At 37.0% G+C, this 12,715-nt stretch carries 14 protein-coding genes; 5 read left to right on the top strand and 9 right to left on the bottom strand.

What is annotated here, in order from left to right; genetic code table 11:
- From PXG98_RS00705 to PXG98_RS00695, 3 genes are all read right to left on the bottom strand, one after another.
- Positions 1-474: a (2Fe-2S)-binding protein gene (locus tag PXG98_RS00705; protein WP_276388386.1), complete on the bottom strand. Its 474-nt coding sequence runs from the start codon at positions 472-474 to the stop codon at positions 1-3.
- A gap of 121 nt (positions 475-595) precedes the next feature.
- Positions 596-1,045, bottom strand: a complete 450-nt coding sequence (locus PXG98_RS00700; RefSeq protein ID WP_276388384.1) for a hypothetical protein — start codon at positions 1,043-1,045, stop codon at positions 596-598.
- Between the two features lie 50 nt (positions 1,046-1,095).
- On the bottom strand, positions 1,096-2,694 hold the full coding sequence (locus PXG98_RS00695) for a sulfatase family protein (RefSeq protein ID WP_276388383.1): 1,599 nt from the start codon (positions 2,692-2,694) through the stop codon (positions 1,096-1,098).
- A 204-nt stretch (positions 2,695-2,898) separates the two neighbouring features.
- Here PXG98_RS00695 and katG point away from each other — a divergent pair, with 204 nt between their 5' ends.
- On the top strand, positions 2,899-5,142 hold the full coding sequence (katG, locus tag PXG98_RS00690) for a catalase/peroxidase HPI (protein ID WP_276388381.1): 2,244 nt from the start codon (positions 2,899-2,901) through the stop codon (positions 5,140-5,142).
- Positions 5,143-5,222: 80 nt separating this feature from the next.
- Here katG and PXG98_RS00685 read toward each other — a convergent pair whose 3' ends face one another.
- The 3 genes from PXG98_RS00685 to PXG98_RS00675 all read right to left on the bottom strand — a co-directional run bounded on the left by PXG98_RS00685 (position 5,223) and on the right by PXG98_RS00675 (position 7,606).
- Positions 5,223-5,690, bottom strand: a complete 468-nt coding sequence (locus tag PXG98_RS00685; RefSeq protein WP_276388380.1) for a Dps family protein — start codon at positions 5,688-5,690, stop codon at positions 5,223-5,225.
- 139 nt (positions 5,691-5,829) lie between these two features.
- On the bottom strand, positions 5,830-7,161 hold the full coding sequence (locus PXG98_RS00680; protein WP_276388378.1) for a S41 family peptidase: 1,332 nt from the start codon (positions 7,159-7,161) through the stop codon (positions 5,830-5,832).
- 4 nt (positions 7,162-7,165) lie between these two features.
- A complete protein-coding gene (locus PXG98_RS00675; protein WP_276388376.1) occupies positions 7,166-7,606 on the bottom strand; it encodes a MarR family winged helix-turn-helix transcriptional regulator in 441 nt (146 codons plus the stop codon).
- A 227-nt stretch (positions 7,607-7,833) separates the two neighbouring features.
- Between PXG98_RS00675 and PXG98_RS00670 the strand changes: the two genes are divergently transcribed.
- Genes PXG98_RS00670 through PXG98_RS00655 form a run of 4 tightly spaced genes read left to right on the top strand, consistent with a single transcriptional unit; the run spans position 7,834 to position 9,820 of the window.
- On the top strand, positions 7,834-7,998 hold the full coding sequence (locus tag PXG98_RS00670; RefSeq protein WP_276388374.1) for a Lacal_2735 family protein: 165 nt from the start codon (positions 7,834-7,836) through the stop codon (positions 7,996-7,998).
- Between the two features lie 19 nt (positions 7,999-8,017).
- Positions 8,018-8,422 (top strand): DUF2452 domain-containing protein, encoded by a 405-nt coding sequence (locus PXG98_RS00665; RefSeq protein ID WP_276388372.1) that lies wholly within the window; start codon positions 8,018-8,020, stop codon positions 8,420-8,422.
- Positions 8,398-8,697, top strand: a complete 300-nt coding sequence (locus PXG98_RS00660) for a TIGR03643 family protein (protein ID WP_276388370.1) — start codon at positions 8,398-8,400, stop codon at positions 8,695-8,697. The genes PXG98_RS00665 and PXG98_RS00660 overlap by 25 nt, the downstream gene beginning before the upstream one ends.
- 1 nt (position 8,698) lies before the next feature.
- Positions 8,699-9,820 (top strand): FAD-binding domain-containing protein, encoded by a 1,122-nt coding sequence (locus PXG98_RS00655; protein WP_276388369.1) that lies wholly within the window; start codon positions 8,699-8,701, stop codon positions 9,818-9,820.
- Positions 9,821-9,878: 58 nt separating this feature from the next.
- Here the strand turns inward: PXG98_RS00655 and PXG98_RS00650 are convergent, their stop codons facing one another.
- From PXG98_RS00650 to PXG98_RS00640, 3 genes are all read right to left on the bottom strand, one after another.
- Complete coding sequence (locus PXG98_RS00650; protein WP_276388368.1) at positions 9,879-10,760, bottom strand: hypothetical protein; 882 nt, start codon at positions 10,758-10,760, stop codon at positions 9,879-9,881.
- Positions 10,761-10,868: 108 nt separating this feature from the next.
- Positions 10,869-12,137: a DEAD/DEAH box helicase gene (locus PXG98_RS00645; RefSeq protein ID WP_276388366.1), complete on the bottom strand. Its 1,269-nt coding sequence runs from the start codon at positions 12,135-12,137 to the stop codon at positions 10,869-10,871.
- Positions 12,138-12,279: 142 nt separating this feature from the next.
- The gene (locus tag PXG98_RS00640) at positions 12,280-12,699 is read right to left on the bottom strand and encodes a VOC family protein (RefSeq protein WP_276388365.1); all 420 of its coding nucleotides are present in this window, start codon (positions 12,697-12,699) and stop codon (positions 12,280-12,282) included.
- Positions 12,700-12,715 lie beyond the last annotated feature (16 nt).

Genomic DNA, 12,715 nt, shown 5'->3' with positions numbered 1-12,715 from the left:
CTAGTTAATCGCACTATTTTCTTCTGAGGCTATTTCTATGGCCTCCAGGATGCGCATATACGTACCACATCTACAAAGAATTCCATTCATGTAAGACTTTATCTCTTCTCTAGATGGCTTGGGTTTCTCCTTTAACAGGGCAACTGCTTGCATGATCTGACCAGATTGGCAATAACCGCACTGAGGAGCCTGAGTTTTAATCCATGCCTTTTGAACGGGATGCTCCCCTTTCTCAGATAAACCTTCAATGGTTAAAATTTTTTGTCCCATGGCAAAATTTTCTACAGTTAAGATGCATGCCCTCATGGGTTTTTGGTCTATATGTATGGTACAAGACCCACATTGGGCAATACCACAGCTGTATTTGGTCCCGGTTAGACCCAAATGTTCTCTCAGAACCCAGAGTAAAGAGGTGCCTTTATTCACCTCCACTTCAAAAGAATTGTTATTAATATTTAAGGTATAAAGTGGCATTTTTATTTTTCTGTATAAGTTACAGATAAACTGGGAAAAGCAAGCAAACAATCTCTTTAATATAAGCAAGATTGCCTTCCGCTACTGCCACAAGGCGCTTTACTACTTGGAAGGATCTTCCTCAATTAGTGCTGTAGATTTTAGCAATGCGATTGTAAATTAAATCATCGAACTGTCTTGCAATGCTTTTCCATTTAGAAAAATAAATTCCGATAGAGAATAAATAAATGGCATCTGTAGTCCATATGACATCTAAGGAATGGAGCATTTTTTTTGCCAGAACAAGTTTCATGGAAACAAGCAATACGGTAAAGATAATATTCCAACTACTACTGGATAGTGAGAATATTTCTTCTTCTTTTTCGTATTTAACAGTGTAGAAACGTCGATAAATTCTCCCTACGAACTTTCCTAAAAAATAAAAACCTATGTAATATAAGGGCGTTTTATGAATAAATGAGTCGTATAAAACTATCAAAGAAATAACTGTGATAAGGCCTATTAATAATCTTTTTTGTCTCTGAATCCTTTTACTGGAATTCTTCTTTATAAACGATTTTTTACTTTCCATAGATTCTACTTAAATTATTATACCGGACGTTGCTTATGTTTCTATCTGTTTTAAGAATTTATAAAGTCGATTTGCGTCCATTCAAAATGGATAGAATCATTTTCTTGCGGCGCTCCCCTTGTACTTCTGCCTTTTTCTATTTGATTAATTAGTATGTTCCTTAATTCCATCACCTTTGATGTTTCCTTATCATACAGATTTTTGCTTTCCTGAGGATCCGTTCTTAAGTTGTAAAGTTGCATAGGAGGTAAGGATTTTAGCGCAAGGCTATCCCTATTTGGATTGGGATAACTCCACCCTCCGGATCCTGGAGTCATAATCAATTTCCAGTCTCCTTTTCTGATAGCGAAGTCTCCATTGATGGAATGATTTACTACGGTTTCTCTTTGGTGATTATTTTTAGTTTCTTCTTGAAAAAGAGGCAACATAGATATACTGTCTTCTCCTTCATCCTCCTTAAGAGAGTAAGAGGTTATTTCCGCCAGAGTAGCCATTAAATCTGTAGTCCCTACCAAGGCATCAGATTTGCTCCCTGGTTTAATTACTGATGGCCATTTAACCATAAACGGTACTCGATGTCCACCTTCAAAGATGTCTGCCTTGTGGCCTCTGTAAATATAGCTTGGATAGTGGCCTAGTTCTTGTAACTCTTCTATTCCTGCGGCAGGGGAACAACCATTGTCTGAGGTAAAAATCACAAGGGTGTTCTCTTCAATTCCTTCTTTTTTCAACCTATTTAGTAACTCTCCAAGATAATGGTCAACCATTAACACAAAGTCTGCATATGGTAATAATCCACTTTTACCTTTCCAAGCCTTTGTAGGCAGTATTGGTGTATGTGGTGAAGGTAGGGCTAGATATAGAAAGAAAGGAGTATCATTTGCCGCTGCTCTCTGGACATATTCGTTAGCTCTATCAAAAAAATTAGGGGTAACCTCTTCATGGACAAAGTCTTTTGCCGTTGGCCCTTCTCTCCACCATGAGTATTTTCCCTTATCTACCGTTGTAGAGCGCGGTATAGAGGTGACTCTTCCGTTCTCTACATATACATAAGGAGCCATATCCAAAGAACCAGAATGCCCGTAAGCATAGTCGAAACCGAGATCGTTTGGATTGTTTAAAACCGGTTTAGTAAAGTCTATATTTTTAAAATCTTCTTTGTTCCATCCATCTCCTCCTGTATCTGTATTATTTTCATAGGCCCAATCCCAACCTAAGTGCCATTTTCCTATAAAGGCCGTTGTATAGCCTTTTTTCTTAAGCATAGACGCTACGGTTGTCCGAGTATTTGGAATAAGAGCCTTTGATTTTCCAGTAAGCACCCCACTTTTAAGACGACTCCGCCAATTATATCTTCCGGTTAATATGCCATATCTTGTTGGAGTGCAGACGGAGGATGAGGTATGTGCATCGGTAAATAATATGCCCTGCTGTCCTAGTCTGTCTAAATTTGGCGTGAAAATTTTACTCTCTTTATTGAGAATAGAAACATCTCCATAGCCCATGTCATCCGCTAAAATGTATATGATGTTTGGGCTTCTTTTTTCCTCCTTCGTCTCTTTGCAAGAGACCATAAGCAATATAATGGGAAGTAAACAGCTCAAAGCCATTCGAATCATATTTAAAAATTCAGGTTTCTTATAGGTCATATGAAGAATTGATATGGTTTTTACACAGGCTGCAAGTAAAGATAAAACATAATTAATTTTAAATAAAAAAGTTAGACTTTGGAGCATTTCTCATTCCATAGATATTATCAATAGTACATTCATTTAAAAAGATAATGTCTCTTTTCAAAATACGGTGCAATTCGGTAAATTTGATAGGATTTAGCTATTAAAACAAAACACAATATGGATAAGAGTAAGAACAATACAAACGGCACGGCAAGTTACAATGTAAATGACATAAGTAAATGCCCTTTTATGGGTGGAGAACTCAAGCAGACAGCGGGAGGAGGACCAACGAATAAAGATTGGTGGCCTAATCAACTTAAATTAAATATTTTACGACAGAATTCTTCCTTGGTAGATCCTATGGATGAGGGCTTTGACTATGCCAAGGAGTTTAAGTCTTTAGATCTTAGAGCTGTTAAACAAGATTTGGAAGAAGTATTAACTACCTCTCAGGAATGGTGGCCTGCAGATTACGGGCATTACGGGCCTTTCATAATACGAATGGCCTGGCACAGTGCCGGAACCTACAGAATCTCTGACGGTAGAGGAGGGGCTGGCTCAGGAACCCAGCGTTTTGCTCCTTTAAATAGCTGGCCAGATAACGCCAACTTGGATAAAGCCCGACTCTTATTATGGCCGATAAAAAGAAAATATGGAAAAAAGTTGTCTTGGGCAGATTTAATGATACTGGCAGGTAATGTGGCTTTAGAATCTATGGGCTTACAAACCTTTGGCTTTGCAGGAGGTCGAGAAGATATTTGGCAACCAGAAGAAGATATTTATTGGGGACCGGAAAGTGAGTGGCTAGGGGATAAGCGGTATACCGGAGACAGGGAATTAGAAAATCCTTTAGGAGCAGTTCAAATGGGACTAATATATGTGAATCCCGAAGGCCCAAATGGCAAGCCAGATCCCCTTGCATCGGCAAAAGACATTCGAGAAACTTTTGGTCGGATGGCTATGAATGATGAGGAAACAGTGGCCTTAATAGCGGGTGGACATACTTTTGGGAAGACACATGGTGCGGCAGATCCAAGTAAGTACGTCGGCGCTGAACCGGCAGGAGCTGGGATAGAAGAGCAGGGACTGGGATGGAGTAATTCTTTCGGATCGGGAAATGCAGGAGATACGATTACCAGTGGATTAGAAGGTGCATGGACTACCACACCGACAAAATGGAGTAATAATTTTTTTGAAAACCTTTTTGGTTTTGAATGGGAATTAAGTAAAAGTCCGGCTGGGGCTTTTCAATGGACACCAAAGGATGGAGCTGGTGCAGGCACAGTGCCAGATGCACATGATCCATCAAAAAGTCATGCTCCTTTTATGCTAACTACCGATTTGGCCTTAAAAGAAGACCCAGCCTATGCAAAGATATCCAGACATTTCTATGAAAATCCAGAAGAATTTGCAGATGCATTTTCACGAGCATGGTATAAGCTAACTCATAGAGACATGGGTCCAATAACTCGGTACTTAGGGGCTGAGGTTCCTAATGAAGAACTTATTTGGCAGGATCCAATTCCTAGCGTTACACATAGTTTAGTAAATGGGGAAGATGTAGCCTTATTAAAACGAATGATTTTAGCATCTGGTCTTAGCATCTCTGAATTAGTAGCAACTAGTTGGGCTTCAGCGTCTACGTTTAGAGGTTCTGATAAAAGGGGAGGTGCCAATGGAGGTAGATTGAGACTTGCACCACAAAAAGATTGGGAAGTTAATTCTCCAGATCAATTGGCCAAGGTTCTAGAAACTTTGGAGGCTATACAAAAGGAATTTAATGCTTCTCAAAATGATGACAAGGAAATTTCAATGGCAGATTTAATTGTTTTGGCTGGATCAGTAGCCGTGGAAGAAGCAGCCGAAAAGGCAGGGAATAAACTTACAATTCCCTTCACACCAGGGAGAGGTGATGCCTCCGCAGAGCAGACAGAAATAGATTCTTTCGCTGCACTAGAACCACGAGCAGATGGATTTAGAAATTATTCAAAGGGCAGCTATGAAGTTTCTGAAGAAGAAATGTTAGTAGATAGAGCGCAATTATTAACACTAACTGCTCCGGAAATGACTGCCTTAATCGGAGGCTTAAGGGTTTTAAATGCCAACGTAGGTCAGTCACAGCACGGGGTGTTTACGGAAGCCCCGGAAACACTTACAAACGATTTTTTCGTAAATCTTTTGGATATGGGAATTAGTTGGAAAGCTGCCACCGAGGACGAATCCTTATTTGAAGGACGTGATCGTAAAACCGGGGAGCTAAAATGGACCGGAACTAGAGTAGATTTAATCTTTGGTTCTAATTCCGAATTAAGAGCTTTAGCTGAGGTATATGGCTGTGAAGATTCACAAGCAAAGTTTGTGAAGGACTTTGGTTCGGCCTGGACTAAGGTTATGAATTTAGATCGTTTCGATTTAGTTTAAATTATTCAATACAAACGTTGATAAATAACGAAGGTGGTCTAAACAGACCACCTTCGTTATTTAATGGTGTACCTTATACCTTAGCTTAGATAGGATGCTAGCATCCAAAGTGTTTTTTCTGTTTCCGTAATATAGTCGCTCATAAGACTAACAGTGCCTTCATCATTAGCATCGGATGCCAGAGAGAGTATAATCCTCTCTTTGTTAACCAGTACTTTAAAATTCTCCAATACAATCTTAACGCCTTCCGGACCCTTGGTAATTCCCTTTTCTTCTATTATTTCTGCTGTGTCTAAATAGTCTGAAAAAGTATGTAAAGGTTCCCCCCCAAGGGTTAAAATACGTTCGGCAATTTCATCTATTTTTACCACGGCATCATTATATAATTCTTCAAATTTTAAGTGTAATTCAAAAAATTCCTTACCCTTAATATTCCAATGAAACCCCCTTAAGTTTTGGTAAAACAGTTGGTAATTGGCTAAAAGATCGTTTAATTCACTTACAAGCGTGTCTGCTTTTTTACTATCTATTCCAATTAAATTCTTCATAATTCTTATTTTTAATAAAGTTACGAGTTTTCTGTCAGAAGAGAATGATTTGTGTCAGCTGAAACGAATTTTTATAGATTATAACGCTCAATTATTACAAAGAAATAAACCCAGGGATATAGCTTCCACATACACGGACTTAGTCTCTTAAATTTTTGTCTCTACGGCCACTACTGTATAGTCCTTCCAAGGCTATAATTTTTTCATCTTCAAATAAAAATCTTATTCGGAAGCTGTCCATGCCGTCTAGCATAAATGCATTTTCAGAATAGGGGTAAAGTGCATATTTACTCCCGCCATCGCGCTGATAATACAATTTTCCATCTGTCATGCTTATCCTTCTGGGGCCATAGCTGCCTACAAAAGCTTCCAGACTCTTTTTAGATAGAGTGATAGGATTAGTCTTTAGTTTAATTGCTGTAAGGGGCCATTCGTAGTAAGACAATGATTCTTCATTGGGATTTTGACTTATTAGCTTTTCTAATGCAATCGTATATGCCTTATCTAATGCTTTCCTGGCAGATGTTTTAATATGTGGGGTTACACCAGTGCCTTCCCAGTTTGTATTGGTAATTGGATTAATAGCTCTTCCGGTAGGTACCCAAACCATAAAACGCTCAGTAGCTATCAGAGAACCACCGGGATGTGCACCCCCGCCAGTAGTCTCTCCAATTAAGGTTGCCCTTTCTAGGTTCTTTAAATTATAGCTAAATTCCTCGGCGGCCGAAAAAGTGCCAGAACTCGTCAGAATATACAGAGGAGTATCTGGGCTGCGAGTCCCTGAGACATGTGGTAAGGTCCAGGTTTGGGAATTAGAATCTGTAGGCCGCCAATAGAAATTGTTTAAATGTACCGGGTCACTTTCAAAGAAGTAACTGCTAATTAATTGAATCATCGCTGGACTACCGCCACCATTATTTCTTAAATCAATTATAATTGCATCCGCATTGCTTAAGAAATTCATGGCTGCCACAGCGGTTTCACCTCCATATTCTACATCAGAAAATCCCCTCAAATCAAGATACCCTATATTTCCACTTAATATTTTAACTTCCTTAAAACCGAAATTATTTCTTTCCATACGGGCAATTCTACGTTTTAGATAGGCGAGACTATCTTCTGTAGTGGTTACTTGCTGCATCTCTGTTATGCGCCTAGGTGTAAATGTGACTCTTAGATGTTTATCCTTGCTAATGTCTCGGAGATCTTCCGTAAGAATATTTGCAAATATTTCAGGATCATTTAGATCCTTGTATGCTCCGTCTTTAAATTTTTTTTGGATGCTATTAGACATTGCTAAGGCAATTTTGGGGAAGACATAGTTTTCCGTTAGTTTATTGCTTATCGAGTCTATTACCGTACTAATTTCTGCCTGATTTAATGGCTCTAAGTTTTCTTGCCCCTTTATGCCAGGAATGGCTATTAAGCTAGAAAGGAAAAATAACAGGTATATTGTCTTTGTTCTATGCATGATATTAGGATTTTTGGCAATTTGTTTGAATTTTTATTAAGATTTTAGTTAATTGATCTTGCTCCTTCTTGCTAATTCCTTCTAAGGAAGCACTTCTGTTTTTTTGAATTATGGGGGGTAATTTTTTAAGTAGCTCTTTTCCTTCTGGGGTTATTTTTAACTTATAACGCCTTCTGTCTTTTTCGTTCATGGATCGTTTTAAATACTTTTTTTTAACCATAGTGTTGATCATTCTAGTCATCGAAGCATTGTCTTTAAAAACCAATTGCGCAATTTCTTTCTGAGTAAGTTCAGGATGTTCGTGCAAAAAAATCAGTACTAGGCCCTGATCTACGGTCATTCCGGGTAATGCTTTTGTAATATTTTTTTGAGCAAACTTTCGGTATTGTTTTATAGTACTTTCTATGGTGTGAAAAACGGTTTCGGAGGGAAGAGCAAGTATCATATAAAATATATTTGATGTAAATATAATTGATATATCAATTAAATTACAAAATACCTGTTTTTTTTTAAAACTTTCTACTCTAAATTAAAGAAAGTAAGTTCGGGAATCATAAATATTCTTTAAAATGTTTAATAAAAAATAAAAAACATTAAACAATTAGTATCTTTGTTAGAAAGAAGCGAAAAGACTCTTGGACAGCGAGTAACTAATAATATAAAACCAATACTATGTTTGGATTATTTAAAAAGAAATCAGAAAAAGAAAAGTTACAGGAACAGTACGAAAAGCTATTAAAAGAGGCACATAGTCTTTCCACAACAAACAGGAAAATGAGTGATCAAAAAGTATTTGATGCAAACGAAGTATTAAAGAAACTTGAGAAGTACGACTAGTTTTTTAGTTACGGATAGAATGAAAAAAAAACCAGATAATGTGGTCTTTAACGAGCAGACTAATCGCTATGATGCTGCTCTAAAACCTTATGCAACTTCCGTTGGAGCTCCTGTAATTACCTCAACGGATAGTATCGCCTGGAAAAATATTAGCGTCCAAAAAGTTAATCATAGACTGAAAACCAGGTATTTGGAATTAAAAGAGGCATACGATGAAATGATGAGAGAATACAGATACAGTGAACTCATCTACAACGCCAAGTTTTCTTTTGAACCAATTATGGGTCAGGTTTATCATTTATACCAAAGGGATAACGAAGAGTCTTTTCTCTCTTTGATAGCACCTGACCAGTGTAATTTTAAATCCTTAGGTAGTTATTATTTAAATGCAGAACAGATTTGGGAAAAAGTGAACGAGATTTAGATCTTATAACCGCAAGAGAATTAGACCGAATTATTGAAATGGCCTGGGAAGATCGCACACCTTTCGAAGCCATACTTTTTCAGTTTCAATTGGCAGAAAAAGAAGTTATTAAACTGATGCGCTCTAACTTAAGGAAATCAAGTTTTAAAAGATGGAGGAAAAGGGTTAATAGTGGGGTAAGCCAGAAACACTTAAAAAAACGGAACCCCGATATTACACGTTTTAAATGTTCAAGGCAAAGGGCTATTTCAGGTAATAAGATCAGCAAGCGCTAGGATGAATTTGATAAAAAATACCCTGCCTCTGTTTCCGAGCTCATTAGATGAAGTTATACGGAGAATTGAGAATGTAGATCCTATAAGCTATGGCAGAACACGGAATTATGTAGATGGAAAAGTTACGTATTTATCGCCCTACATATCCAGGGGATTTACCACAACAAAACGCATATTAGACAGTGTAATAAGAAGGGGGTATAAGCCAGCCCAAATTGAAAAGTTTATTCAGGAATTAGCTTGGCGAGACTATTGGCAGCAGGTCTGGATAGCTAAGGGTAGCGAGATTAATACAGATATAAAGAATCCGCAGACTCCGGTTAATAATTACGGAATGGCAGAAGCAATTTATAAGGGTGCTACCGGGATTTTAGCAATTGACTTGGCTATCGATGATTTTTATAATACGGGTTATATCCACAATCATATCCGAATGTACATAGCCTCCTTAAGCTGTAATCTAGCCAAGAATCATTGGAAACTACCTGCGCAATGGATGTATTACCATTTGTTAGACGCTGACTGGGCTAGCAACGCCTTAAGTTGGCAATGGGTGGCTGGCAGTAACAGCAACAAAAAATACTATGCCAACCAGGAGAACATTAATAGGTATTGCTATACTTCTCAGAAAAGCACTTTTTTAGATATTCCCTACCAGGCTTTCTCTGGCATAGAAACAATTTCTATATTGGAACCAACTATAACTCCCATATTTACAACCTCCCTGCCTCCAGCAGAAGATATTTCAATAGATAGAAGTTTGCCGGCTTGTATTTATAATTTTTACAACTTGGATCCCGCTTGGAGAACAGAGATAAAGGCCAATAGAATTTTATTGTTAGAACCTTCACATTTTAAAAACTATCCGGTGGCAAAAAAAACTATACAATTTATTCTAAAACTTGCGAAAGAGAATATAGATAAGGTACAAGTATTTGTTGGAGAATTTCAAGACCTCCTTGCAACCTACTCATTTAATTCATTATATTTTAAGGAACATCCTACCACCGAGCATTATGAAGGTATTAAGGAGGATAGGGAATGGATGTTTCCTGTAAAAGGATATTATCCTTCTTTTTTTTCTTATTGGAAAAAGTGTAAAAAACAACTGTCCAATTTATAGTGAAATTACTTTTCCTTGGCAGTCTGAAACTGTTTTGATTATAGATTAGAAGGATTACTTAGAGCGAAAACACGTCGTATTTCCTAACCCATTGCATAGATTCTGATGGTTTTATAGATACTTTAAAGAATAATTCTGGACTAATCACATGTTTCCAACCCCACAAATTGATTTTGGTTGTTTTAAAATCCCCTGTTTCACGAATTCCAATATTAGCTCTAACATTATGCAGTTCCCATGAAGCTTTACGTTCTTTTCCCCCGCTGAGGTTGCCAAAAAAGAATTGTGCTTTTAAAGATTTATCCAATATGATTTTATCTTTTTGGATAACAACATTTTGGTCCGGATTTACTGTTTCACTAAATATATCAGGGTCTAGTTCAAACGGAAACTTCAGTACATAATCTTCACTTGTAAAATTACCACCTATACCCATAAAGTTGTGCGTATATTCATCGGTTTTGATAGTTTTTTTGCCTGTGTTTATTAAACGATATCTAATGATAACCCCCTTTTCCATAAGAGCTATTTCTTTACTCAGAGAATAAGCATACCCATTTATGCTTGCCGAGTTACAAAGAATAGCGATTTTGTGGGAGTTGGCAGTAAATTGAAATTTGGCAGGTTTAATTTTATAATCATGAGCAAAGAAATAAGGAGTGGTTTCTTTTTGTAACAATCCAACCCCAATTTTATGAAACCAACCTCCAACTGGTATTTCTTCAAAACCAATAGGTTCTGAAATCCCAAATTCATTATAAAGACCTTTGCCAATACTATTGTAATCAAGACTCTCCAATGTTTCCTTAGCAAGCAACTCCATGCCCTCATATTTTAAGGAGGAGATTTTACCAGTCCAGTCGAACCTAGAAAAACGATACTTTTCCAAGGGAAAATCCCATACTAACTCTAAGTGTTTATTTTTAAGAAGGTGCGACATACTGAACTCAAGTACTTGGCGGTTTGTCTGCTATAAAGAATTGAATGTTCGTAATTTAGACTACAGTCTTATTTATAGTATTTCTATTGGCTAAATGCCCTCCTAAGCCTATCTTTTATTCCTTCTAAATCCAGATTTCCTACCTGATTGATTGTTTTTTCTATTGGCAAAAAATTCTTGTTTCCTTTTTTGTTTTTCTCTTTCCCATTCTTTTTTCTCTGCACTGGTCATGGGTTTGTCGGTCTGCGGAAAGGGATTGTCATTTACCAAGACTATTTTCTGTTTTATGAGTCGTTCAATATCTCTAAGATAGGCATTGTGTTCTGGTTCACAGATAGAAATGGAAACCCCTTCTTCTCCAGCTCTTCCGCATCGTCCTATTCTGTGCACGTATGTTTCCGGTTCGTTGGGTATATCGAAGTTTATTACATAACGTAATTTGTCTATATCGATTCCCCTTGCGGCGATATCGGTAGCGACCAGTACTCTTAGGTTGCCGGCTTTAAATTCCTTGAGGGCTTTTTGACGTTGATTTTGACTTTTATTGCCATGAATCGCAGCACTTTTTATTTTCTTTTTTTGAAGATTCCGTACAATTCTGTCTGCCCCATGTTTGGTCCTGGAGAAAATAAGAACCTGCTTTAATTCAGGATTTTCAAGAATATGAAGTAATAGCTCATTTTTATTAGACTGGTTGGTAGTATATACGTACTGCTTAATGGTTTCAGCAGTAGAAGAGACGGCATTTACTGCCACCTTTCTTGGATTGACCAATATCTTATTGGAAAGTTCCAATATTTTTTTTGGCATGGTGGCTGAGAAAAATAGCGATTGTTTTCTTTTGGGTAATTTCGCCAGAATTTTATTTATATCATTTATAAATCCCATATCGAGCATACGATCGGCCTCATCCAACACAAAATAACGCACGTCATCTAAGGAAATAAAACCTTGATTCATTAAATCTAAAAGGCGTCCAGGTGTAGCAATCAAAATGTCTACACCGCTTCTTAATATTCTTGTTTGTGCTCCTTGAGAAACGCCTCCAAAAATGACGGTACTTTTAAGGTTAGTGTATTTTCCATAAGCATTAAAACTCTCACCAATTTGTATAGCCAGTTCTCTGGTGGGGGTAATTATTAAAGCTCTAATCTTACGCCTACCACTTTGCCTTTCTTCCCTATTGTTCATCAATTGAATAATCGGTATTGCAAATGCCGCAGTTTTACCAGTGCCGGTCTGGGCACTTCCCAATACATCTTGTTTGTTTAGGACCAAAGGAATAGACTTCTCTTGTATGTCTGTAGGTGTACTATAATTTTGATCTTTTAAGGCTTTAAGTATAGAAGGATTCAGCTTTAAATCTTCGAATGTCATTATTTTTTGGATTAAGGACTCGAATTACCTTATGGTTAATTATTTTCTTCTCTTCCATTACTTGGAAAAAAGGTTCGAGTCTATTAGGTATAGATTATTATTTCCAGGATTAATATTTTATGCTCTCTTTTGGAGGGATTTTTTATTTGTAAAATGTTTTTTCATCTCCAACTAAGGTGGTTAATTCTACGGTATGTCCGTCCGGATCTTTGGTATAAATGGAATGAAAATAATGATGATCCTGAAAATGAAAATTTATATTTAATTCTTGATATTTTTTACGGGCTTTTTCAAAATTCTCCTTCGATACATTAAAGGCAAAATGGTCTATTTTTACATTTTTTGATTTTATATCTAATTCCTTGTCTGCTCTGTTCGCAGGGAAAAGAGCAATCCCGGTTTTATTCGCTAACATAAAAATTGGATATTCGCCCCACTCTTCTAATTGATATTTTTTTAATCCTAAGACTTTTGTATACCAGGTTTCCGATATTTTCAAATCCTTTACCCGAATAGCAACATGATCTAAAAAATTAATTTCAAAAGTATTTTTACTATCCATTTTTTTTAAGACTAAT

Source organism: Eudoraea chungangensis (assembly GCF_029360665.1).
Lineage (GTDB): Bacteria > Bacteroidota > Bacteroidia > Flavobacteriales > Flavobacteriaceae > Eudoraea > Eudoraea chungangensis.
This window is presented reverse-complemented; position numbering and strand designations above follow the sequence as displayed.

Bases quoted from the DNA above. Each gene is read 5' to 3' on its own strand.
- PXG98_RS00705 (WP_276388386.1), bottom strand. From the start codon at position 474: ATGCCACTTTATACCTTAAATATTAATAACAATTCTTTTGAAGTGGAG.
- PXG98_RS00700 (WP_276388384.1), bottom strand. From the start codon at position 1,045: ATGGAAAGTAAAAAATCGTTTATAAAGAAGAATTCCAGTAAAAGGATT.
- PXG98_RS00695 (WP_276388383.1), bottom strand. From the start codon at position 2,694: ATGACCTATAAGAAACCTGAATTTTTAAATATGATTCGAATGGCTTTG.
- katG (WP_276388381.1), top strand. From the start codon at position 2,899: ATGGATAAGAGTAAGAACAATACAAACGGCACGGCAAGTTACAATGTA.
- PXG98_RS00685 (WP_276388380.1), bottom strand. From the start codon at position 5,690: ATGAAGAATTTAATTGGAATAGATAGTAAAAAAGCAGACACGCTTGTA.
- PXG98_RS00680 (WP_276388378.1), bottom strand. From the start codon at position 7,161: ATGCATAGAACAAAGACAATATACCTGTTATTTTTCCTTTCTAGCTTA.
- PXG98_RS00675 (WP_276388376.1), bottom strand. From the start codon at position 7,606: ATGATACTTGCTCTTCCCTCCGAAACCGTTTTTCACACCATAGAAAGT.
- PXG98_RS00670 (WP_276388374.1), top strand. From the start codon at position 7,834: ATGTTTGGATTATTTAAAAAGAAATCAGAAAAAGAAAAGTTACAGGAA.
- PXG98_RS00665 (WP_276388372.1), top strand. From the start codon at position 8,018: ATGAAAAAAAAACCAGATAATGTGGTCTTTAACGAGCAGACTAATCGC.
- PXG98_RS00655 (WP_276388369.1), top strand. From the start codon at position 8,699: ATGAATTTGATAAAAAATACCCTGCCTCTGTTTCCGAGCTCATTAGAT.
- PXG98_RS00650 (WP_276388368.1), bottom strand. From the start codon at position 10,760: ATGTCGCACCTTCTTAAAAATAAACACTTAGAGTTAGTATGGGATTTT.
- PXG98_RS00645 (WP_276388366.1), bottom strand. From the start codon at position 12,137: ATGACATTCGAAGATTTAAAGCTGAATCCTTCTATACTTAAAGCCTTA.
- PXG98_RS00640 (WP_276388365.1), bottom strand. From the start codon at position 12,699: ATGGATAGTAAAAATACTTTTGAAATTAATTTTTTAGATCATGTTGCT.